Annotated in this window: 19 protein-coding genes and 1 pseudogene; 15 read left to right on the top strand and 5 right to left on the bottom strand. The window is 70.6% G+C overall.

Annotated elements, in window-relative coordinates; all coding sequences use genetic code 11:
• The first annotated feature begins 373 nt into the window (after positions 1-373).
• The gene (locus ACWDGI_RS06460; protein ID WP_450755940.1) at positions 374-949 is read left to right on the top strand and encodes a VanZ family protein; all 576 of its coding nucleotides are present in this window, start codon (positions 374-376) and stop codon (positions 947-949) included.
• 29 nt (positions 950-978) lie between these two features.
• On the opposite strand, the gene ACWDGI_RS06455 is transcribed toward ACWDGI_RS06460, so the two are convergent.
• The gene (locus tag ACWDGI_RS06455; RefSeq protein ID WP_450755938.1) at positions 979-1,383 is read right to left on the bottom strand and encodes an ATP-binding protein; all 405 of its coding nucleotides are present in this window, start codon (positions 1,381-1,383) and stop codon (positions 979-981) included.
• 179 nt (positions 1,384-1,562) lie between these two features.
• Here ACWDGI_RS06455 and ACWDGI_RS06450 point away from each other — a divergent pair, with 179 nt between their 5' ends.
• The 7 genes and pseudogenes from ACWDGI_RS06450 (at position 1,563) to ACWDGI_RS06420 (ending at position 8,340) form a co-directional block, all read left to right on the top strand.
• A complete protein-coding gene (locus ACWDGI_RS06450; RefSeq protein ID WP_450755937.1) occupies positions 1,563-2,402 on the top strand; it encodes a helix-turn-helix domain-containing protein in 840 nt (279 codons plus the stop codon).
• A gap of 8 nt (positions 2,403-2,410) precedes the next feature.
• A pseudogene (locus ACWDGI_RS06445) lies at positions 2,411-2,563 on the top strand (DUF397 domain-containing protein); the annotation flags it as partial.
• Positions 2,564-2,764: a DUF397 domain-containing protein gene (locus ACWDGI_RS06440; RefSeq protein ID WP_450756507.1), complete on the top strand. Its 201-nt coding sequence runs from the start codon at positions 2,564-2,566 to the stop codon at positions 2,762-2,764. It abuts the pseudogene before it with no gap.
• 167 nt (positions 2,765-2,931) lie between these two features.
• The gene (locus ACWDGI_RS06435) at positions 2,932-3,783 is read left to right on the top strand and encodes a methyltransferase domain-containing protein (protein WP_450755935.1); all 852 of its coding nucleotides are present in this window, start codon (positions 2,932-2,934) and stop codon (positions 3,781-3,783) included.
• Between the two features lie 173 nt (positions 3,784-3,956).
• Positions 3,957-4,505, top strand: coding sequence for a hypothetical protein (locus ACWDGI_RS06430; protein WP_450755933.1), 549 nt, complete (start codon positions 3,957-3,959; stop codon positions 4,503-4,505).
• A 48-nt stretch (positions 4,506-4,553) separates the two neighbouring features.
• Complete coding sequence (recD2, locus tag ACWDGI_RS06425) at positions 4,554-6,812, top strand: SF1B family DNA helicase RecD2 (protein WP_450755931.1); 2,259 nt, start codon at positions 4,554-4,556, stop codon at positions 6,810-6,812.
• A gap of 238 nt (positions 6,813-7,050) precedes the next feature.
• Positions 7,051-8,340, top strand: a complete 1,290-nt coding sequence (locus ACWDGI_RS06420) for a citrate synthase (RefSeq protein WP_351690840.1) — start codon at positions 7,051-7,053, stop codon at positions 8,338-8,340.
• 663 nt (positions 8,341-9,003) lie between these two features.
• Here ACWDGI_RS06420 and ACWDGI_RS06415 read toward each other — a convergent pair.
• The 3 genes from ACWDGI_RS06415 to ACWDGI_RS06405 form a co-directional block, all read right to left on the bottom strand.
• Positions 9,004-11,283: a heavy metal translocating P-type ATPase gene (locus ACWDGI_RS06415; protein WP_450755929.1), complete on the bottom strand. Its 2,280-nt coding sequence runs from the start codon at positions 11,281-11,283 to the stop codon at positions 9,004-9,006.
• A 130-nt stretch (positions 11,284-11,413) separates the two neighbouring features.
• Positions 11,414-11,653 (bottom strand): heavy-metal-associated domain-containing protein, encoded by a 240-nt coding sequence (locus tag ACWDGI_RS06410; RefSeq protein ID WP_450755927.1) that lies wholly within the window; start codon positions 11,651-11,653, stop codon positions 11,414-11,416.
• Positions 11,654-11,726: 73 nt separating this feature from the next.
• On the bottom strand, positions 11,727-12,677 hold the full coding sequence (locus ACWDGI_RS06405) for a PrsW family intramembrane metalloprotease (RefSeq protein ID WP_450755925.1): 951 nt from the start codon (positions 12,675-12,677) through the stop codon (positions 11,727-11,729).
• Between the two features lie 224 nt (positions 12,678-12,901).
• Here ACWDGI_RS06405 and ACWDGI_RS06400 point away from each other — a divergent pair, with 224 nt between their 5' ends.
• The gene (locus ACWDGI_RS06400) at positions 12,902-13,945 is read left to right on the top strand and encodes an alcohol dehydrogenase catalytic domain-containing protein (protein WP_450755923.1); all 1,044 of its coding nucleotides are present in this window, start codon (positions 12,902-12,904) and stop codon (positions 13,943-13,945) included.
• 19 nt (positions 13,946-13,964) lie between these two features.
• On the opposite strand, the gene ACWDGI_RS06395 is transcribed toward ACWDGI_RS06400, so the two are convergent.
• On the bottom strand, positions 13,965-14,165 hold the full coding sequence (locus tag ACWDGI_RS06395) for a helix-turn-helix transcriptional regulator (RefSeq protein ID WP_365800935.1): 201 nt from the start codon (positions 14,163-14,165) through the stop codon (positions 13,965-13,967).
• Positions 14,166-14,553: 388 nt separating this feature from the next.
• On the opposite strand from ACWDGI_RS06395, the gene iolC reads away from it, so the two are divergent.
• The 6 genes from iolC (at position 14,554) to ACWDGI_RS06365 (ending at position 22,376) form a co-directional block, all read left to right on the top strand.
• Entirely contained in the window at positions 14,554-15,504 is a 951-nt protein-coding gene (gene iolC / locus ACWDGI_RS06390) for a 5-dehydro-2-deoxygluconokinase (RefSeq protein ID WP_450755921.1), read from the top strand.
• Positions 15,505-15,563: 59 nt separating this feature from the next.
• Positions 15,564-16,439, top strand: coding sequence for a Cgl0159 family (beta/alpha)8-fold protein (locus ACWDGI_RS06385; RefSeq protein WP_450756505.1), 876 nt, complete (start codon positions 15,564-15,566; stop codon positions 16,437-16,439).
• 7 nt (positions 16,440-16,446) lie between these two features.
• On the top strand, positions 16,447-17,262 hold the full coding sequence (gene iolB / locus ACWDGI_RS06380) for a 5-deoxy-glucuronate isomerase (RefSeq protein ID WP_450755919.1): 816 nt from the start codon (positions 16,447-16,449) through the stop codon (positions 17,260-17,262).
• The gene (iolD, locus tag ACWDGI_RS06375; protein WP_450755917.1) at positions 17,259-19,130 is read left to right on the top strand and encodes a 3D-(3,5/4)-trihydroxycyclohexane-1,2-dione acylhydrolase (decyclizing); all 1,872 of its coding nucleotides are present in this window, start codon (positions 17,259-17,261) and stop codon (positions 19,128-19,130) included. Before iolB ends, iolD begins: the two co-directional genes overlap by 4 nt.
• Before the next feature lie 14 nt (positions 19,131-19,144).
• Entirely contained in the window at positions 19,145-20,647 is a 1,503-nt protein-coding gene (gene mmsA, locus ACWDGI_RS06370; RefSeq protein WP_450755915.1) for a CoA-acylating methylmalonate-semialdehyde dehydrogenase, read from the top strand.
• 331 nt (positions 20,648-20,978) lie between these two features.
• Positions 20,979-22,376, top strand: a complete 1,398-nt coding sequence (locus tag ACWDGI_RS06365; RefSeq protein ID WP_450755913.1) for an APC family permease — start codon at positions 20,979-20,981, stop codon at positions 22,374-22,376.
• Positions 22,377-22,627: the final 251 nt, after the last annotated feature.

The raw sequence follows: 22,627 nt of genomic DNA, 5'->3' as shown, positions 1-22,627 counted from the left end.
CGACCGGTCGGGTCCGTTGCCTGACCGACTTGGCAAAGCAATTGCCCTATGTGCGCGAGAAGTTCGACCGAGTCGCACAGCCCCGGCTCGGCGCACGGCTTCCGGGGCTGTCCTGTTCTCGATCGCGGGCCACCGGAGTTGTCCCTGCGCGTGCCGGGTATCTCGGACACATGCGGACGGCGCGAGGGGCCGGTCCGTCCCGCCGTCGTGGCTCTCGGGCGCGACGGCGCTGAACTCTCCCGCACGGGTCCCGGTGACGGCCTGGACACGTACACCTGGGCGCGGTTGAGGGGCGAGCTGTAGTCTGCCCGCTTCGTGGGCCGGCCGGGTGGTGGACTTCGTCCGGCCGCAAGGAGCCGTCGAAAGTGTGCGCATGTGGCAGTTGGTCCTCTACATAACACCTGCCACTGTCGCGCTGGGGACCGCGACATGTCTTCTCGCCTGCGTGATCGGCGCCGGACTGCGGCGAACCAACGGCGAGGGTTTCACGCGCGGAGTCCGGATTCTGCTGTACCTCGCCGTCGGGGTCGTGCTGCTCGCCACGATCACCCCTGACCAGTCGATCGGCTCGGGAGACGGCATGGTCTGGGTCGTTCCCGGGGAGAGCCTTTTCTCCAACCCGGCGATGGGGGACCTGGAACGGTCCATGTATCTACGTCAGCAGGTCGCCAACGCGGCGATGTTCGTGCCTCTGTCGATCCTGTTCCGGTTCTCCTTCCCGGTCGTGTCGGCTCCGCTCACCGTTCTCGCCGGATGCGCCCTGAGCGTGGCGATCGAGTTCGTTCAGTGGCTGATGCGGGCCGGCCGAGTGGCCGACATCGATGACGTGATCGTGAACACGGGCGGTGCGGCCATCGGTGTTCTGCTGTACCTGCTCGGCTACCACCTCGCCGCGATCGGGCCGAGAAGGCGCGAGCGCCCTCGCCGGGTTCACGGGGTGCGGCGGTAGGAAGCGGCATGCGGGCGGTGGACCGCCTTTCACGCCGCGGCCAGTTCGCACCACACGTACTTGCCCCGGTTGCCGAACCTGGACAGCGGCTGCCAGCCCCACAGATCCGAACAGGCCCGCACCAGCGCCAGCCCCCGCCCCTCCTCCGACTCCGCGAGCCCCGCCAACGGCACGGGGGGCTCGGGCGGTTCGGGGTCCGCGTCCCACGCGCCGATCCGCAGTGTCCCGGGCGGCGACCACCGCACCCGTAGGGCCGCGGGCCCCTTCGTATGCCGTACGGCGTTGGAGACCAGCTCGGTGGCGAGCAACTCGGCGACATCGAGGAAGCGGGTCAGCCCGTGCGCGGTGAGGACCAGCCGAAGGGTGTGCCGGCTGACGGTGACGGCACGGAGGTCGTTGGGGATGGTGAGCGTGTACTCCCAGGCTTCGGGCATGCGTCAGCAACTCCGGTGCTTGTGGGGGAATTTCACGCACGGTGGCATTGCCGCGCCGTCGTGGCAGGACGAAGCGGTGCGCTTCCGCTGCGTGTGCGTTGCGTCACCGACGGTATGGGTAATCTGTTACCCGTGGCAAGCTGATCGCGTGATCCGTCACCGAAAGAAGAGGGCAACTCATGGTCCAGCGGCGCGAACCAACGGCACGTCAGGTGCGCCTAGGGACTGAGCTGCGCAGGCTCCGCGAGGCGGTCGGCATGAACGCCGCGCAGGCGGCGGCGCTTCTCGGGGCGAACAGGGTCCAGATCAGCCATATCGAGTTGGGGCTGACGGGCGTAAGTGAGGAGAGGGTGCGCCGACTGGCATCCCACTACGCCTGTACGGACTCGGAGTTCGTCGAAGCGCTGGTCGCGATGGCCACCGATCGGACACCGGGCTGGTGGGAGGAGTACCGGGGGCTTTTGCCCACGTCGTTCATGGACCTCTCGGAGCTCGACCACCATGCCGTGTTCCAGAAGGATGTAGCCATCCTGTACGTACCCGGTCTGCTTCAGACGGAGGACTATGCCCGCGCGGTCTTCTCCTCCCGTCTGCCAGAACTGACCAATGGGGAACTCGAATTGCGGGTCAGCCACCGCATGACACGCCAGACCAAGGTCAGCTTCCCGCACGAGGTTGTGATCCACGAGGCTGCTCTACGCATCAGGGTCGGCGATCGTGTCTCCGCTCAGGCCCAGCTCACCCGGCTCCTGGAACTGTCCGAGGCGGATCACATCACGTTGCGGGTCATCCCCTTCGACCTGGATGGCTTTGCCGTGGCGTCGAGCGCGATGACGTACGTGGGCGGCCCCGTCCCCAAGCTCGACACGGTCTCGCGTGACGCCCCACATGGCTCGCTTCTCCTCGATTCCGAGGCTCAACTCAGTACTTATCGAACGCGCTTCCATAGAGTAGAAGGGGTCTCGCTGGGACCGGATCGGTCGCGCGAGTTCATCCATACGCTGGTGAAGGAGCTGTGAGGGGTTCTATGGGCAACTGGCGGAAGTCGTCCTACTCAGGAGAGGGCGACGGCAACAACTGCGTGGAGATAGCGGTCACTCCCACCCACACGGCTGTCCGAGATTCCAAGGCCCCGGCCTGCGCCGTCCTGGCCTTCCCGGCCGGAGCCTTCACCGCCTTCATGCAGGGCCTCGTAACAGCCGATTGGCGGAAGTCGTCGTACTCCGGCGGCGGTGACGGCAACGAGTGCGTCGAGATAGCCACCACCCCCACCCACACCGCCGTCCGAGACTCCAAGGCCCCCGCTCGCGCCACCCTGACCTTCCCGGCCGAGGCCTTCACGACCTTCCTCGGCGCCCTGAAGAAGCACCCCCGCCCGTAGACTCCCGGCGTGGCATTCATGAGCACCCCGCACTGCTGCTTCCTGTGATCGGAAGGCGCTGAGGGCGAGGCCGGACGGCGTCGCCCTCCTTGGTGTGCCTGTTGCGCCGGTCATCGCACGCGCGTGCAGGCACGGTCCCTTCCCTTCGGCTCTGCCAGGAGTGCCTCGTGCCCGTGTTGCTTCCCCCTGCCCTCCGACTCTCCCTCGACCTGTTGCGCTGCCCGACGTGCCGCGTGCGCCGTCTGCACCCCGAACCCGGCGCACTGCGCTGTGTGGCGGGCCATGCCTTCGACATCGCCCGGCACGGCTATGCCGGTCTCCTCACGGGCGGCCGGGCCACCAGCGGCGACGACGGTGCCATGGTCCGGGCCCGGGACCGCTTCCTGGCCACCGGCGGCTACGCCCCCATCCGGCAGGCCGTCGCCCGCCTGGCGGCAGACTCGGCCCCGCGGCGGGGCGCGGTCGTGGACGTCGGGTGCGGGACGGGCTACTACCTGGCCGGTGTTCTGGACCGGTTGCCCGGCGCCCACGGCCTGGGCCTGGACACGTCGGTGCGCGCGCTGCGCTCGGCGGCCCGGGCCCACGAGCGAGGCGCCGCGGTGGCCTGGGACGTCTTCCGTCGCTTCCCGCTCGCCGACGGGGCGGCCGACGTGGTCCTCGACGTGTTCGCCCCGCGCAATCCGGCCGAGTTCCACCGGGTACTCCGCCCGGCCGGCCGGCTGATCGTGGTCCGTCCCACCACGCGGCACCTGGGCGAGCTGTACGGCCGGGTGCCCGGAACGATCACCGTCGACCCGGCCAAGGAGCAGCGGCTGCACCGGGCGCTGGCCCCCTGCTTCGAGGCCGTCGTCACGGAGCGGGTCGAGTACCCCGTGGCCCTGTCCGGGCGGCAGGCCCTGGACCTGGTGGGGATGACGCCGAGCGCACGCCATGTGAACGGTGCGGACCTGACCGGGGACGGCCTCCTGCCGGACCGGGTCACCGTCTCCGTGCTGGCCACCGCCTATCGGCCTCGATGACCACGACGGGCGCATGCGCCCGCTGACCGGCCGGGTGCGGGCACGCCCGTGTGCCCGCACCCGGCCGCCTGTTACCGAATGCGGACAGACCCGGGTGAACGGCGCCTGTCCCGGGGCCATCTCATGGGGTGTCGCGAAACAGCCGTACCGGCAGCCCCTGAGGAGCCTTCATCATGACCACCAACCGTGCCCGCCGTACCGCCCGTTCCGCCGGTCTGCTGGCGGTCGTCGCCGCGGCGGCACTGTCGCTGACCGCCTTCCACGGCGTGGGCAAGGACACCGTCGCCGCAGCGACCAAGGCGGCGGCATCCCCCGTCCGCACCCAGCCCCTGCCCGACGGCAGCAAGGCCGAGATCTACAAGCTCGGTGCCCGGCACTACCGGCTCAAGATGGTCCACCACGGTGACGTGCTGGCCACGATGGAGGCGAACCGCCACGACGCCGGGCTCGACGCCAACGACATGTTCATCGTGCTCACGCCGGACGGCCGGGTGCAGTCCTGGATGGGCGGCGGACACGAGGGGCCGGGCACCTTCCGGCTCATGGGCGGCTGGACGGCCAAGGTCACCAAGGCCGGTGAGGGTCACTACCGCGCCCGGATCCTCGGTGACGCCGGCGGCGTGTCCGCCACGCTGGACGCGAACGAGCACGACGCCGGTGTCGAGGTGGACCGTGTCTACGTCGTCCTCAGTGCCGGCGGTGTGATCAGCGCCCACGCGTAACCGCCGACGGCCGCCGCCCCTGTCAGTCCCCACCGGTACCGTCGGTTCATGGCTCAGCAGACGGGGACCCCCACCGGTGAACGACGGCTCGCCACCGTCGAAGGCGTACTCGAACGGATCACCTACGCCAACGAGGAGAACGGCTACACGGTCGCCCGCGTCGACACCGGCAGAGGCGCCGGTGATCTCCTCACCGTCGTCGGCGCGCTGCTCGGCGCGCAGGTGGGGGAGTCGCTGCGGATGGAGGGCCGCTGGGGGTCGCACCCCCAGTACGGCAAGCAGTTCACCGTGGAGAACTACACCACCGTGCTGCCGGCCACGGTGCAGGGGATACGGCGGTATCTCGGCTCGGGCCTCGTCAAGGGGATCGGACCGGTGTTCGCCGACCGGATCACCCAGCACTTCGGGGTGGACACCCTCCGGATCATCGAGGAGGAGCCGAAGCGGCTCGTCGAGGTGCCGGGGCTCGGACCGAAGCGGACGAAGAAGATCGCCGACGCCTGGGAGGAGCAGAAGGCGATCAAGGAGGTCATGCTGTTCCTCCAGACCGTCGAGGTGTCGACGTCGATCGCCGTGCGGATCTACAAGAAGTACGGGGACGCGTCGATCTCCGTCGTGAAGAACCAGCCCTACCGGCTCGCCGCCGACGTCTGGGGCATCGGGTTCCTCACCGCCGACAAGATCGCCCAGTCCGTGGGGATTCCCCATGACAGTCCGGAGCGGGTGAAGGCGGGGTTGCAGTACGCCCTGTCACAGTCCGCCGACCAGGGGCACTGCTATCTCCCCGAGGAGCGGCTGATCGCCGACGCGGTCAAGCTGCTCCAGGTCGACACCGGGCTCGTCATCGACTGTCTCGCCGAACTGGCCGCACCGCCCGAGGACGGGGAGGACCCCGGTGTCGTACGGGAGAAGCTGCCCGGGCCCGCCCCCGACGCCGAACCCGTCACCGCGGTCTACCTCGTTCCCTTCCACCGCGCCGAAGTGGCGCTCGCCGCCCAGCTGCTGCGGCTGCTGCGCACCGGCGACGACCGGATGCCGTCGTTCAAGGACGTCGCCTGGGACAAGGCACTCGCCTGGCTGAAGGACCGCACCGGCGCCGACCTCGCCCCCGAGCAGGAGGCCGCCGTCCGGCTGGCGCTGACCGAGAAGGTCGCCGTGCTGACCGGCGGGCCGGGCTGCGGCAAGTCGTTCACCGTCAGGTCGATCGTGGAGCTGGCGCGGGCCAGGCGGGCCAAGGTGGTGCTCGCCGCCCCGACCGGCCGTGCCGCCAAGCGGCTCGCCGAGCTGACCGGTGCGGACGCCTCGACCGTGCACCGCCTGCTGGAGCTGAAGCCCGGCGGTGACGCGGCCTACGACCGGGACCGGCCGCTGGACGCCGACCTGGTGGTGGTCGACGAGGCGTCGATGCTGGACCTGCTCCTCGCCAACAAGCTGGTGAAGGCCGTACCGCCCGGTGCGCACCTGCTGTTCGTCGGGGACGTCGACCAACTGCCCAGCGTCGGGGCGGGGGAGGTGCTCCGGGACCTGCTCGCCGAGGACAGTCCGCTCCCCGCCGTCCGTCTCACCCGGGTCTTCCGGCAGGCCCAGCAGTCGGGGGTGGTCACCAACGCGCACCGGATCAATGCGGGGCAGACCCCCGTCACCGAGGGGATGAAGGACTTCTTCCTGTTCGTCGAGGACGAGACGGAGGAGGCCGGGCGGCTCACCGTCGACGTCGCGGCCCGCCGCATCCCGGCCCGGTTCGGGCTCGATCCGCGCCGGGACGTGCAGGTGCTCGCGCCCATGCACCGGGGGCCGGCGGGCGCGGGCGCGCTCAACGGTCTGTTGCAGCAGGCCATCACACCCGGCCGTCCCGACCTCGCCGAGAAGCGGTTCGGCGGGCGGGTCTTCCGGGTCGGCGACAAGGTCACCCAGATCCGCAACAATTACGAGAAGGGCAAGAACGGTGTCTTCAACGGCACCGTGGGCGTGGTCACCTCGCTCGACCCGGTCGACCAGCGCCTCACGGTGCTGACCGACGAGGACGAGGAGGTTCCGTACGAGTTCGACGAACTGGACGAACTGGCGCACGCCTACGCGGTGACCATCCACCGTTCGCAGGGAAGTGAATATCCCGCCGTGGTGATCCCGGTCACCACCGGTGCCTGGATGATGCTCCAACGGAACCTGCTCTACACGGCGGTCACCCGGGCCAAGCAGCTCGTCGTCCTCGTCGGTTCACGCAAGGCGATCGGTCAGGCGGTGCGCACGGTGTCGGCAGGCCGGCGCTGTACGGCACTGGACTTCCGGCTCCGGGGCGGTTCATAGGGGCTCATAGGTGACATGCCGAGGGCCATCACAAAAAATGATCGATCAAACGAGTCGTGAAGGTCACAGACCACTTCCAGATGGCGAGACGAGGGGGCAGGATGAGCAGGTTGGCGGCACTGAGTGCCGTCGATGGGCCTAATGGTCGACCCCGAGTGCACTCTCCTGAGCCAAATGGGGGATGGTAGAGACAGTCAGGGCACCTCGAAGATGAGGCACTACGTCGGTGAGGGAAGACGTGAGCGACAACTCTGTAGTACTGCGGTACGGCGACGGCGAGTACACCTACCCGGTGGTCGACAGCACCGTCGGCGACAAGGGCTTCGACATCGGGAAGCTCCGCGCCCAGACCGGTCTGGTGACCCTGGACAGCGGGTACGGCAACACTGCCGCCTACAAATCCGCCATTACCTACCTCGACGGTGAGGCGGGCATCCTTCGGTACCGCGGCTACCCGATCGAGCAGCTGGCGGAGCGCTCCACCTTCCTGGAGGTGGCGTACCTGCTGATCAACGGTGAGCTGCCGACCGTGGACGAGCTGACCACGTTCAAGAACGAGATCACGCGGCACACCCTGCTGCACGAGGACGTCAAGAACTTCTACCGGGGCTTCCCGCGCGACGCCCACCCGATGGCCATGCTGTCGTCGGTGGTGTCGGCGCTGTCCACCTTCTACCAGGACAGCCACAACCCGTTCGACGCGAAGCAGCGCGACCTCTCCACCATCCGTCTGCTCGCCAAGCTCCCGACGATCGCCGCGTACGCGTACAAGAAGTCGGTCGGCCACCCGTTCGTCTACCCGCGCAACGACCTCTCCTACGTGGAGAACTTCCTGCGCATGACGTTCTCGGTGCCGGCGCAGGACTACGAGCTGGACCCGGTCGTCGTCTCGGCGCTGGACAAGCTGCTGATCCTGCACGCCGACCACGAGCAGAACTGTTCGACGTCGACGGTCCGCCTGGTCGGCTCGTCGCAGGCGAACATGTTCGCGTCGATCTCGGCCGGCATCTCCGCCCTGTGGGGCCCCCTGCACGGTGGCGCCAACCAGTCCGTGCTGGAGATGCTGGAGGGCATCCAGGCCAACGGCGGTGACGTCGACTCCTTCATCCGCAAGGTGAAGAACAAGGAGGACGGCGTCCGCCTGATGGGCTTCGGCCACCGGGTCTACAAGTCCTTCGACCCGCGCGCCAAGATCATCAAGTCCGCCGCGCACGACGTCCTCTCCGCGCTCGGCAAGTCCGACGAGCTGCTGGACATCGCGCTGAAGCTGGAGGAGCACGCGCTCTCCGACGACTACTTCGTCTCGCGCAACCTCTACCCGAACGTCGACTTCTACACCGGCCTGATCTACCGCGCGATGGGCTTCCCGACCGAGATGTTCACGGTCCTGTTCGCCCTCGGCCGGCTGCCGGGCTGGATCGCCCAGTGGCAGGAAATGATCAAGGAGCCGGGCTCCCGCATCGGCCGCCCGCGCCAGATCTACACGGGCGTCGTCGAGCGCGACTTCGTGCCGGTCGAGGAGCGCTGACCCCAGCCGTCACCGGTCAGGGGGCACCGCCGTCATCGGTGCCCCCGCCGCACGGACACGGCGGAACGCGGCGGAGGTCGTACGGTCACGGCTGAAAACCGCACACGCACAGCAGAAGGCGCCCTGGAGCGCCGGTCCCCCCACGGGCCGGCGACCAGGGCGCCTTCCCGTGTCCCGGTGCGGATTCCCCCCACGGGATCCGGCCGGGCGCTCGGTATGGCAGCGCCTGAATTCGCTGCTTTGAGCACAACGAGCAGAACTCGCCGTACTGCACGCCGTACTGCGTGTCGTGCTCCAGTGATGCGGTGCGATCTGCCGGGACCCGTACCGCACGGGAGGGCCGCTCAAAGCTTCCCGTCGTACGTGTCCCGGCAACGCATCTCTGAGGAAGTCCCCCAAGACATCCCCAGATGCCAGGTCAGCGCCCCCCAAGACGCCGGTCTGACATCGCCAACTTAGACCTTCGAACCCCTTCGATGGTTACGTTCACATCACTGTGATCTGCGTCTCTTGCATATGTCCGTTAGATGCGCAAGAGCCCCGATACGGCGATCGGAGCTCAAGCGTAAGGATGATGCGCGAGCCTTGTGAAGAGCTTATGTGAGGTGCGCGTTGGACTCCAGGGGGACTTCCGCATCGACTGCCGCGAACCGGCGGTAACTTTCAGCGGAAGGTGCGCAGCCGCAGGCTGTTGGTCACCACGAACACGGAGGAGAAGGCCATCGCGGCCCCCGCGATCATCGGATTGAGCAGTCCGGCGGCGGCCAGCGGGAGCGCGGCCACGTTGTAGCCGAAGGCCCACACGAGGTTGCCCTTGATGGTGGCGAGGGTCCGCCGGGAGAGCCGGATCGCGTCCGCCGCCACCCGCAGGTCGCCGCGGACCAGGGTCAGGTCGCCGGCCTCGATCGCCGCGTCCGTCCCCGTGCCCATGGCCAGCCCCAGATCGGCGGTGGCCAGTGCGGCCGCGTCGTTGACGCCGTCGCCGACCATGGCGACCGTGCGCCCCTCGCGCTGCAGCCGTCGTACGACGTCGGCCTTCTCCTCGGGCAGCACCTCGGCGATCACGTCCTGGGGGTCGATCCCGACCGCCCGGGCGACCGCCTCGGCCACCGCCCGGTTGTCCCCGGTCAGCAGCACCGGCGTCAGCCCGAGGCCCCGCAGTTCGCGCACCGCCTCGGCGCTGGTCTCCTTGACCGTGTCCGCGACGGCGAGAACGGCGCGGGCTTCGCCGCCCCAGCCGGCCAGGACGGCCGTACGGCCCTCCTCCTCGGCCCGGGAGCGGGCATCGGCCAACTCCTGCGGTGCGGCGTCGAAGAGGCGCCCCACGGCCACCTCGCGGCCGTCCACGCGCCCGCGTACGCCCCGCCCGGGGACGTTCTCGAAGTGTTCGGCCGCGGGCAGGGCCCCGACCCGCTCCTCGGCCCCCGCGGCGATCGCGCGCGCCACCGGATGCTCCGAGGCGTGTTCGAGGGCACCCGCGAGCCGCAGCACCTCGTCCTTGTCGGTGCCGTCGGCGACGTGGACCTCCTGAAGGCTCATCCGTCCGGTGGTCACCGTCCCGGTCTTGTCGAGCACGACGGTGTCGGCCCGGCGCGTGGACTCCAGCACCTCCGGGCCCTTGATGAGGATGCCGAGCTGCGCGCCCCGCCCGGTGCCGACCATCAGCGCGGTCGGCGTGGCCAGGCCCAGGGCGCACGGGCAGGCGATGATCAGCACGGCGACGGCGGCCGTGAACGCGGCGGCGGTGTCACCGGTGACACCGAGCCAGACCCCGAAGGTCGCGAGCGCGATCAGGATGACGGCGGGCACGAAGACGGCGGAGATCCGGTCGGCGAGCCGCTGCACCTCGGCCTTGCCGTTCTGCGCGTCCTCCACCAGCCGCGCCATCCGCGCGAGCTGGGTGTCGGCCCCGACCCGGCCGGCCTCGACGACCAGCCGCCCGCCCGCGTTGACGGTCGCGCCCGTGACGGCGTCGCCCACGCTCACGTCCACCGGCACCGACTCGCCGGTCAGCATCGAGGCGTCCACCGCCGAGACGCCCTCGACCACGGTCCCGTCGGTCGCGATCTTCTCCCCGGGCCGTACGACGAACCGGTCGCCGACCACCAGCGACGCCACCGGGACCCGGACCTCACGTCCGGCCCGCAGCACCGCCACGTCCCTGGCGCCCAGCTCCATCAGCGCCCGCAGGGCCGCCCCCGCCCGCCGCTTGGAGCGGGCCTCCAGATAGCGGCCGAGCAGGATCAGCGCCACGACCCCGGAGGCGACCTCGAGGTAGATCGAGGACGCGCCCCCCATGCCCCCGTCCGCCCGCGAGACGGTGAACCGGAACTCGTCGTGCATGCCGGCCATGCCCGCGTCACCGAAGAACAGCGCCCACAGCGACCAGCCGAACGCGGCCAGCGTGCCGACCGAGACCAGGGTGTCCATGGTGGCCGCGCCGTGCCGGGCGTTGGTCCAGGCGGCCCGGTGGAACGGCAGGCCGCCCCAGACGACGACCGGAGCGGCGAGCGTCAGCGACAGCCACTGCCAGTTGTCGAACTGCCACGCCGGAACCATGGCGAGCAGCACCACCGGCGCGGCCAGCAGGGCGGAGACGACCAGGCGATGGCGGAGGGCGGCGAGTTCGGGATCCCGCTCGGGCCGGTCCTGCGGTTCCGGTTCCCGTGCCGGCTCCGGGGGCGCGGGCTCCTCGGCGGTGTACCCGGTCTTCACGACCGTGGCGATCAGGTCGGCGACCTCAACCCCCCCGGGGTATGTGGCCTTCGCCTTCCCGGTCGCGTAGTTCACCGTGGCGGTGACACCGTCCATGCGGTTGAGCTTCTTCTCGACCCGGGCCGCGCAGGAGGCGCAGGTCATTCCGCCGATGAGCAGCTCGACCTCGGCCGTCGGGCCGGGGGCCGGCTCGGCTATCCGTGTCTCTGCGGTGGTGGTGCTGGTCATGTCCGGACTCCAGACAACGGACCGGACCGCACGGAGCCAGTATCAGCTGGTCGGCACGGCCCGGCGGAGAGATACGTTTCCGTCGTACGTACTGCGGGTGCTGCGTGTGTCGGCCGCGGCTTCGACGGGGTCAGACCCTGCCGACGAGTTCGAAGCCCGCCTCGTCGACGGCCGCGCGGACCGCCTCCTCGTCGAGCGGGCCCGCGGAGACGACCGTGACCTCACCGCTGGACGCGACTGCCTGTACCGAGCTGACGCCGGGCAGCCCGGAGATCTCGGCGGAGACGGAACCCTCGCAGTGTCCGCAGCTCATGCCGGTCACCTTGTAGACGGCGGTCACGGAACCCTGAGTGTCGGTCTGGGCGGTCATGTCGTTCTCCTCGTGGAGGCGTGTGGGGCCGGTGGGGCCCGCGAGGGAACCCCACTGTTTTCACACTATACCCCTAGGGGGTATTTCTCCAAGAGGGGTCCCGGCGCGCCAGCGACCGCACCCAGGCGATGCCGAGCAGTGCGACGAGCACCAGCAGACCGACCGAGAACAGGGTGAAGAGGTGCTCCTGCGCGGCCGTGGGGCGCGGGATGTACCCCTCGGCGAACAGCCGCCGGTCCAGTCCGGTACCCGCCAGCTGGGCCACCAGCCAGATCGCGATGCCGTGCGTGGAGTCCCACAGGGCGTGCAGCAGGGCGACACCGAGGAAGGTGACCACGACCGGGGTGGTGATCCGGAAGCGGCCGTTCGGACGGCGGCAGGAGAGCAGGACCCCGCCCGCGATCGCCGTCCACAGACCGTGCCCGAAGGGGGCGAGCACCCCGCGCAGGATCTCCGTCTCGATCAACGCCCGCAGGTCGATGCCCTCGGTGGAGACCGCCGCGTTGAAGGCGTAGCCGGCGCTCTCCAGGGCCGCGAACCCGAAGCCGACGGCGGCGCCGAGCACCAGCCCGGCCCGCAGGCCCCGGATCCCGGGTAGCCGGCGCAGCACGAACATCAGCGCGCCGAGCTTCACCGCCTCCTCGATCAGGCCGACGGCGACGAACATCCCCCAGGAGGGGCGGACGAGGTAGGACTCCATCACCGAGGCGCCCAGCACCCCGAGCGTGCCACCGGTCAGGAAGCAGCCGAGGATCGCGCTGACGCCGAGGTCGCGGCCGTGCCGCTCGTACGCCCACAGCACGAAGGCGACCGGGACGAGGAAGCTGCCGAGCAGGATGAGCGTCGGCAGCAGCGTGGTGTTCCTCGTCGCGTACGTCACCACCGCGGTCAGCGCCCACAGGGCGAGCCCGCCGCCGAGGCAGCGCTTCCACAGGCCGGTGCGGATGCGGGGGTACGGCGGTGGCGGCTGCTGCGGACCGGGGATACGGGCCTGCGGCCGACGGGGCGACGGAGAGTGGGTCACGGCGGGGTCCCCCTGGGTGCTCCTGCGGGCGCGGGCGGCGCATGGCGGATCGGGGCTGGCGGAACGGGAGTGAGGCGATTACCCGCACTCTAGGCATATGCGCCGAATGTCGCAGTCCGGAGAGGGTGTGGGGACACCCGGCCGCGGCGAGCCCGGAACCGGTGCTGCACCGCGGCCCTCATGCCGCTTAGCCTGCGCGGAGCCCCCGGAAGGAGCACCCGCCCATGCGAGCAGTCGTCTTCGACCACTACGGCGGCCCCGCCGAGGTACGGGACGTGCCGGACCCCCGCCCGGCCCCGCACGGAGTGGTGGTCCGGGTCGAGGCCACCGGCCTGTGCCGGAGCGACTGGCACGGCTGGGCGGGCCACGACCCGGACATCACGCTTCCGCACGTGCCCGGCCATGAACTCGCCGGTGTGGTCGAGGAGACGGGCGCCGCCGTGACCGGCTGGCGCCCCGGCGACCGGGTCACCGTCCCCTTCGTCTGCGCCTGCGGCGGCTGCCCCTCGTGCGCGGCCGGCGACCAGCAGGTCTGCGAACGCCAGACCCAGCCCGGCTTCACGCACTGGGGCTCCTTCGCCCAGTACGTGGCCCTGGACCACGCCGACGTGAACCTGGTGGCGATCCCGGAGGGCATGTCGTACGCGACGGCCGCCTCGCTGGGCTGCCGCTTCGCGACGGCGTTCCGCGCGGTGGTGCAGCGCGGCAGGGTCGCGGCGGGGGAGTGGGTGTCGGTGTACGGCTGCGGAGGCGTGGGCCTGTCGGCGGTGATGATCGCGGCGGCGGCCGGGGCGCGGGTGGTCGCGGTCGACGTGTCGGCCCAAGCCCTGGCCCTGGCAGGGAGGTTCGGCGCGGCGCACTGCGTGGACGCGGGGCACGGCGACGACCCGGCGGCGACGGTCCGCGAACTGACCGCCGGCGGCAGCCACCTCTCCCTGGACGCCCTCGGCTCACCGCCCACCGCCGCCGCCTCGGTCAACTCCCTGCGCCGCCGCGGGCGTCACGTCCAGGTGGGCCTGCTGCCGTCCCCGGACGGCACCACCCCCGTACCGCTGGCGCGTGCGCTCGCCCTGGAACTGGAACTCCTCGGCAGCCACGGCATGGCGGCGCACGCCTACCCCGCCATGCTCGAACTGGTTCGCGCCGGCACCCTCCGCCCCGACCTCCTGGTGACCTCGACGATCCCCCTGGACGCGGCGCCGCGGGCCCTGGCGGCGATGGGCGGGGCCCCGGGGGCCGGGGTGACGGTCATCGAGCCGTGGGCCTGAGCACCCCGCCGGCCGCGGTTCAGGCGTCTCTGCGGTTTCTGTTGCCTGGCCGGGAGGCGACCCAGGCGCGGACCGTGTCGGCGTACCAGTAGGGCTTGCCGCCCTCGACGTGGTCGGGTGGCGGGAGCAGCCCGTGTTTGCGGTAGGAGCGGACGGTGTCGGGCTGCACCCGGATGTGTGCCGCGATCTCCTTGTAGGACCAGAGCCGTCGGTCGGTCATGAGATGCACCTCCCTGCGCGCACCGCGGGGGCGACCGGAGGCGGTCGTCGGGGGAGCCGGGCGCTGCGCTGGCGATCACAAAGCCTGTGCCCGGTCAACGACGGAGAGTGACTGTGGGCAAGCGGCTGTGGGCCTGGTGTGACCGAGAACCCGCGTAGGCGCGACATGTGTGACACAAGAGAGGTGTTTGTGACACAGCTGGGGCACAGACGCGCGCCGGTGTGTCAGCGGGGCGCGTTGACATGTGGGGGCCGGTGTGGACGGGCCGCCTCCGCCGCTCCGGATCCGTCTTGTCGGCATCGTCTCGTCCGAATGTCCGGACAAACCATTGACACGACCTCCTGTCCAGGACTACAAACCGGGGGAGAGCCGTGACGAAGGGAAACCGATGGCGTACGACCTGATCACCATGGGGCGGATCGGGGTGGATCTCTATCCGCTCCAGACCGGTGTCCCGCTCGCCCAGGTGTCGTCCTTCGGCAAGTTCCTCGGCGGGTCGGCGACGAACGTGGCCGTGGCCGCCGCCCGCCTGGGCCGGAACACCGCCGTCATCAGCCGCACCGGTCAGGACGCCTTCGGCGGCTACCTGCACGAGGCACTGCGCGACTTCGGGGTGGACGACCGCTGGGTCACCGCCGTGCCCGGACTGAACACCCCGGTCACCTTCTGCGAGGTCTTCCCGCCGGACGACTTCCCGCTGTACTTCTACCGGCAGCCCAAGGCCCCGGACCTGGAGATCGACGCCCACGACCTGGACCTCGACGCCGTCCGCGACGCCCGGATCTTCTGGGTCACCGGCACCGGCCTGAGCGAGGAGCCCAGCCGTACGGCGACCCTCGCGGCCCTCGCCCACCGCGCCAAGGCCGGGACCACCGTCTTCGACCTCGACTGGCGGCCGATGTTCTGGAGCGACCCGGAGTCGGCCCGCCCCTTCTACGCCGAGGCCCTCAGGCACACCACCGTCGCCGTCGGCAACCTCGACGAGGTCGAGGTGGCGACCGGCGTGCGCGAGCCGCAGGCCGCCGCCCAGGCGCTGCTCGACGCCGGGGTCGAGATCGCCGTCGTCAAGCAGGGGCCCAAGGGCGTCCTCGCCGTCAACCGCGACGGCGACTCCGCCGAGGTGCCGCCGCTGCCCGTCCACGTCCTCAACGGACTGGGCGCCGGTGACGCCTTCGGCGGTTCCCTCTGCCACGGCCTCCTCGAAGGCTGGGACCTGGAGAAGATCATGCGGCACGCCAACGCGGCCGGCGCCATCGTGGCCTCCCGCCTGGAGTGCTCCTCCGCCATGCCGACCCGCGACGAGATCGCGGCCGCGCTCGCCGCCGGAGCGGTGCTGTGAGGGCCGGCCGCGTCGCGGGCGCGCACCACGACGCCGCAGCCCCCGCCAAGCAGCCTGGCGTGGACATCGCGGCCCTGGTCCACACCCGTACCCATCACCCCGAGGCCATCGCCGAGGCGGCCGCGCGACGAAGCCGCCGTCCGCTCCTCGACGAGGACGGCCGGCTGATGATCGTCGCCGCCGACCACCCGGCCCGCGGCGCCCTCGGCGTGGGCGGCGACAGGCTCGCCATGGCCAACCGGGCCGAACTGCTGGAGCGGCTCTGCCTGGCGCTGTCCCGGCCCGGCGTCGACGGCGTCCTGGCCACCGCCGACATCCTCGACGACCTGCTGCTGCTCGGCGTCCTCGACGGCAAGGTCGTCATGGGCTCGATGAACCGCGGCGGACTGCAGGGCGCCCGCTTCGAACTCGACGACCGGTTCACCGGCCACCGCGCCGAGGACATACAGCGCCTCGGGTTCGACGCCGGCAAGCTGCTGCTGCGGATCGACTACGACGACCCGGGCTCGCTGACCACCCTGGAGTCCACCGCCCGCGCCATCGACGACATGGCCGCACACCGGCTGCCGGTCTTCGTCGAGCCGTTCATCAGCGGCCGCACCCCCGAGGGCAAGGTCAGGAACGACCTGTCCGCCGAGGCGGTCACCCGGTCCATCGCCATCGCCTCGGGCCTCGGCGGGAGTTCGGCCTACACCTGGCTCAAGGTGCCGGTCACCGACAACCCCGACGACATGGCCCAGGTCATGGAGACGTCCACACTCCCCGCCGTGCTGCTCGGCGGCGAAGTGGGCGATGACCAGGACGGTGCGTACGAGAAGTGGCGCAGCGCCCTCCGACTCCCCACCGTGCGCGGCCTGGTGGTCGGCCGCTCGCTGCTGTACCCGGCGGACGGCGACGTGGCCGCCGCCGTGGACACCGCCGTAGGACTGCTGTGAGGCCCTGATGACGACGAACGAGCTGCACCTGAGCAAGGGTTCGACCGCCAACGCACAGTACGTGCTCGACATCGACCCGAAGCGGGCCGGCTGGGCGCACAGCAGCCTCCGGATCGTCGAACTGCCGCCCGGTGGCAGCCACTTGTTCACCACGGGGGACAGTGAGTGGATCGTGCTTCCGCTGGCAGGCGGTTGTACGGTGCGAACGGAGGGAACAGAGTTCCAGATCCTGGGCCGGGGGAGCGTGTTCGCCGGAGTCTCCGACTTCGTCTACGTGCCCCGGGACGCCCAGGTCCAGATCGCCTCCGGCGCGGGAGGCCGCTTCGCCCTGGCAGGAGCGAAGTGCGAGCGACGACTCCCCGCCCGCTACGGCCCCGCGCCGGAGGTTCCCGTCGAAGACCGCGGCAGCGGCACCAGCGCCCGGCAGGTGCGCAACTTCGCCTCCGCGGACTCGTTCGACTGCGACAAGCTCATCGCCGTGGAAGTCGTCACCCCGGGCGGCAACTGGTCCTCGTACCCGTCGCACAAGCACGACGAGTACCGGCCCGGCGAGGAGTCGGAGCTGGAGGAGATCTACTACTTCGAGATCGACGGACCGAACGGTTTCGGCTATCAGCGCGTATTCCCCTCCCGTGAGGGCGGTACGGACGTCCTCGCCGAGGTCCGCTCCGGCGACGTCGTGCTGGTCCCCGACGGATGGCACGGCCCGTCGATCGCGCAGCCCGGGCACGACATGTACTACCTGAACGTCATGGCGGGGCCGGGTGAGACGCGGGAGTGGCGGATCTGCTTCCACCCGGATCACACCGAGGGGTATCGATGACGATACGGCTCACCGTCGCGCAAGCGCTTGTCCGCTTCCTCGCCGCCCAGTACACCGAACGCGACGGCGAGCGCCACCGCCTGATCGGCGCCACCTGGGGCATCTTCGGCCACGGCAACGTGGCCGGCCTCGGCCAGGCCCTCGTCGAGTACGCGGACGAGATGCCGTACCACCAGGGCCGCAACGAACAGGCCATGGTGCACGCGGCCGTCGGCTACGCGCGTCAGTCGAACCGTCTCGCCACGCACGCCGTCACCACCTCCATCGGCCCCGGCGCCACCAACCTGGTCACCGGCGCCGCCCTCGCGACGATCAACCACCTCCCGGTGCTGCTCCTGCCCGGCGACGTCTTCGCGACCCGCCCCGCCGACCCGGTCCTCCAGCAGCTCGAAGTCCCGCACGCCGCCGACGTGTCGGTCAACGACACCCTGCGCCCGGTGTCGAGGTTCTTCGACCGGATCACCCGCCCCGAGCAGCTGATCCCGTCGGCCCTCGCCGCCATGCGCGTGCTCACCGACCCCGTCGAGACCGGCGCCGTGACCCTCGCGCTCCCGCAGGACGTCCAGGCCGAGGCGTACGACTGGCCCGAGGAGTTCTTCGCGGAGCGGGTGTGGACGGTACGACGGCCGGGCGCCGACCCGGTCGAACTCGCCGCCGCCGCAGGGGCGATCAGGAGCGCCCGCCGCCCCCTGGTCATCGCCGGCGGCGGGGTCCACCACAGCCGCGCCGAAGCCGTCCTCGCCGAGTTCGCCGAAGCCACCCGCATCCCGGTCGCGTCCACGCAGGCCGGCAAGGGCTCGCTGTGCTGGGACCACCCGCAGGACGTCGGCGGCGTCGGCCACACCGGCACCGCCACCGCCGACGAACTCGCCCGCACCGCCGACCTGGTGATCGGCGTCGGCACCCGCTACACCGACTTCACCACGGCCTCCGGCACCCTCTTCGAGAACCCGGACGTCCGCTTCCTCAACCTCAACATCGCGCCCCACGACGGCCACAAGCTGGCCGGCCTGCCCCTGGTCGCCGACGCCCGCAGTGCCCTCGGGCAACTGCGCCGGGCGCTGGACGGCCACCGCGCCGCCGATGCGTACGTCACCGAGTACACCGACGACAAGGAGCGGTGGGAACAGCGCGTCGACGCCTGCTACGAGGCCGAGGAGCCGGACATCCGGCCGACCCAGCCGCAGGTCCTCGGCGCCCTGGACGCGCTCGTCGACGAGAGCGACGTCCTGGTCAACGCGGCCGGCTCGCTCCCCGGCGACCTGCACCGGATGTGGCGGACCCGGTCGCGGGACCAGTACCACCTGGAGTACGGCTACTCGTGCATGGGCTACGAGATCCCGGCCGCCATCGGGGTGAAACTCGCCGCGCCGGAGCGGAACGTCTGGGCGCTGGTCGGCGACGGCACGTATCTGATGATGCCGACCGAGATAGTCACCGCCGTCCAGGAGGGGATCGCCATCAAGGTGCTGCTGGTGCAGAACCACGGCTACGCCTCCATCGGCGGACTCTCCGAGTCGGTGGGCGGCGAGCGGTTCGGCACCGCGTACCGCTTCCCCACGGCGGACGGCACCTTCACGGGCGCCCCGCTCCCCGTCGACCTGGCCGCCAACGCGGCCAGCCTCGGCATGCGCGTCCTGCGCGCCAAGACCGTCCGTGACCTGCGCTCGGCGCTCGTCGAGGCGCGGGCCGCCGACACTCCCACATGTGTCTACGTGGAGACCGAAACGGCCGACACTGTGTCGGGCCCGCCTCCCGCGCAGGCCTGGTGGGATGTACCTGTGGCCGAGACCGCGACCCGAGCGTCCGCGGTCAAGGCACGTGAGCTGTACGAACGGCACGTCTCTACCCGACGCCGCCATCTGTGAAGGAGTAACCGGTCATGACGAAGATCGTCAACCACTGGATCGGCGGCAAGACCGTCGAAGGCGCGTCGGGCACGTACGGGCCGGTCACCGACCCCGCGACCGGCGCCGTCACCACCAAGGTCGCGTTCGCCTCGGTCGACGAGGTCGACGCGGCGGTCCAGGCCGCCAAGGAGGCCTACGCGACCTGGGGCCAGTCCTCGCTGGCCAGGCGCACGGAGATCCTGTTCCGTTTCCGCGCCCTGCTGGACGCCAACCGGGACGCCATCGCCGAGCTGATCACCGCCGAGCACGGCAAGGTGCACTCGGACGCGCTCGGCGAGGTCGCCCGCGGCCTGGAGATCGTGGACCTGGCCTGCGGCATCAACGTGCAGCTGAAGGGCGAGCTGTCGACGCAGGTCGCCAGCCGCGTGGACGTCTCCTCGATCCGCCAGCCGCTGGGCGTGGTCGCGGGCATCACGCCGTTCAACTTCCCGGCGATGGTCCCGATGTGGATGTTCCCGATCGCCATCGCGACCGGCAACACCTTCGTCCTCAAGCCGTCCGAGAAGGACCCCTCCGCCTCCATCAAGATCGCCGAACTGCTGGCCGAGGCCGGCCTGCCGGACGGTGTCTTCAACGTCGTGCACGGCGACAAGGCGGCCGTGGACCGCCTCCTGGAGCACCCGGACGTCAAGGCCGTCTCCTTCGTCGGCTCGACCCCGATCGCCCGCCACATCCACACCACCGCCTCGGCCAACCACAAGCGCGTGCAGGCCCTGGGCGGCGCCAAGAACCACATGCTGGTCCTCCCGGACGCCGACCTGGACGCGGCGGCCGACGCGGCCGTCTCCGCGGCCTACGGCTCGGCGGGCGAGCGCTGCATGGCCATCTCGGCCGTCGTCGCGGTCGGCTCCATCGGCGACGAACTGGTGGCGAAGATCCGTGAGCGCGCCGAGAAGATCAAGATCGGCCCCGGCAACGACCCGACGTCGGAGATGGGCCCGCTGATCACGGCGGTCCACCGCGACAAGGTGGCCTCCTACGTCGAGGGCGCGGCCGCCGAGGGCTGCGAGGTCGTCCTGGACGGCACCGGCTACACGGTGGACGGCTTCGAGGACGGCCACTGGATCGGCATCTCGCTGCTCGACAAGGTGCCCACGTCCGCGAAGGCCTACCAGGACGAGATCTTCGGCCCGGTGCTGTGCGTGCTGCGCGTGGACACCTACGAGGACGGTGTGGCGCTCATCAACGCCTCGCCGTTCGGCAACGGCACCGCGATCTTCACCCGGGACGGCGGCGCCGCCCGCCGCTTCCAGCTGGAGATCGAGGCCGGCATGGTCGGCGTGAACGTCCCGATCCCGGTCCCCGTCGGCTACCACAGCTTCGGCGGCTGGAAGGACTCGCTCTTCGGCGACCACCACATCTACGGCAACGACGGCACGCACTTCTACACCCGCGGCAAGGTCGTCACGACCCGCTGGCCGGACCCGTCCGAGGCCCCGGCCGGTGTCGACCTGGGCTTCCCGCGCAACCACTGAGAGTGACCGACTGACCCAGTCGAGGCCGTCCGGATACCGGACGGCCTCGACTTTTTTTGTCGGCCGGGCTGCGGTTCCCGTGTGGACGGGATGAAACGGATGGCTTAAGCACTCTTGGCGTGTGACCTTCGAAAGCAAGGTCAGGCGATCGGAAGGCTTGGTGATTGCCCTATGCGCGTGCTCGACCCTGCGAATGCGATGTGACCACCGTCGCTTTAAGGGTGCGGAATCCGAAGGTAAACAGCCATTGACGCCGCGGTTTTCGTCGGGGTTCCATGCAGCACAGCCCAACCGCCGGAGGCATCCGCAACGACGCGATCGGAACCGCCGCATGACCGACACGCTCCGCCCTGTCGAGACCGCCCTCCCCGAGGTGTCCGACAGTCCCAAGACGCTCAAGCGCTCCATCGGCGTGGTCGGCGGCACCCTCCTGACCCTCTCCTGCGTGACCCCCGCCTCGACGCTCTTCGTGGTCGTGCCCGACCTGTTCGGGTCCCTCGGCACCGCCACCGCCCTGACGATCGCCATCGGCTCCCTCCTCTGTATCGCCGTGGCGTTCTGCTACTCGGAACTGGGCACGCTCATCCCCAGCGCGGGCGGCGAGTACGCCATGGTCTCCACGATGGCGGGCCGCCTGGCCGGCTGGCTGGTCTTCGTCCTCTCCCTCCTCGTCGTGATGATCGTGCCCCCGGTGATCGCGATGGGTACGGCCGACTACCTGGCCCCGATCGTCCACCTGGACCCCGCCATGACCGGCGCCGGCGTGATGCTGCTGGCGACCCTCGCCGGCCTCCTGGACCTGCGCGCGAACGCCTGGATCACCGGCATCTTCCTGGTCCTGGAGGTCATCGCCGCGGGCGTGGTGGCCGTGCTGGGCTTCTCCCACAGCCACCGGGGCGTCGGCAGCCTCACCTCCATGCAGGTGGCGGACACGGGCGGCCACACCACCACGGTCACCGCCATGCTCGTCGTCTCCGGCCTCGCCATCGCCCTCTTCGTCACCCAGGGCTTCTCCACGGCGGTCTACCTCTCCGAGGAACTGGAGAACCCGCGCCGCAACGTCGCCCGCACGGTCCTCGCCACCCTCGCGATCTCCACGGTGATCATCCTCGTCCCGGTCGCCGCGATCACCATGGGCGCGACCGACCTCAAGGCCCTCACCGGCGGTGACATCAGCGCCATGGTCACCGCCTGGTCCAACTCCGCGGTCGGCACGTTCGTCAGCCTCTGCGTGGCCCTCGCGATCATCAACGCGGGCATCGTCATGGTCATCCAGAACTCCCGCGTCCTGTTCGCCTCGGCCCGCGACAAGGCGTGGCCGGCACCGGTCAACAGCGCCCTCTCCCGCCTGGGCCGGTTCGGCTCCCCCTGGGTGGCCACCCTCGCCGTCGGCGTCCCCGGCGCCCTGCTCTGCTTCGTCAACCTGGACACCCTGTACGGCGTGACGGGCGTGTCCGTGACCGGCATGTACCTCCTGGTCGCCGTCGCCGCCCTGCTGGCCCGCCGGGGCGCCCACAAGCACACCCCGGCCTGGCGCATGCCCCTGTGGCCGGCGATGCCGATCCTCCTCATCGCCGTCCTCGCCTACATCCTCACCCAGCAGGAAACCGTCTACCTCCTGTGGACCGGCGGCATCACAGCAGCGGCAACCCTCTACTGGGCCTTCTACCTCCGCCCCCGCAAGGAAACCCACTGGGTCGTCTCGATCCCGGAGGACGTCCAGTCCTGAAGAGGGGGCGACTGCAGCGCCCCGACAGGGGCGCGGGGCTGTATCGATCTGCGGCTACCGCCGCGCGGGCGCGAACGGCCGCGACGGTGCGCAACTGTTCGCACGAACCGAAGCGGCCCCGACAGGGGCGCGGGGCTGTATCGATCTGCGGCTACCGCCGCGCGGGCGCGAACGGCCCCCACCGGCCCGCACCCGAGGTCGCCCCGGCGCCCCGGTGTACCGCACCCGAAGTACGCGGCAACGCGGCCGTA

The sequence above is a fragment of the Streptomyces sp. NPDC001220 genome (assembly GCF_053597895.1).
Note: the sequence above shows the minus strand (reverse complement) of the source record. Positions and strands in the feature narration are given on the sequence as shown.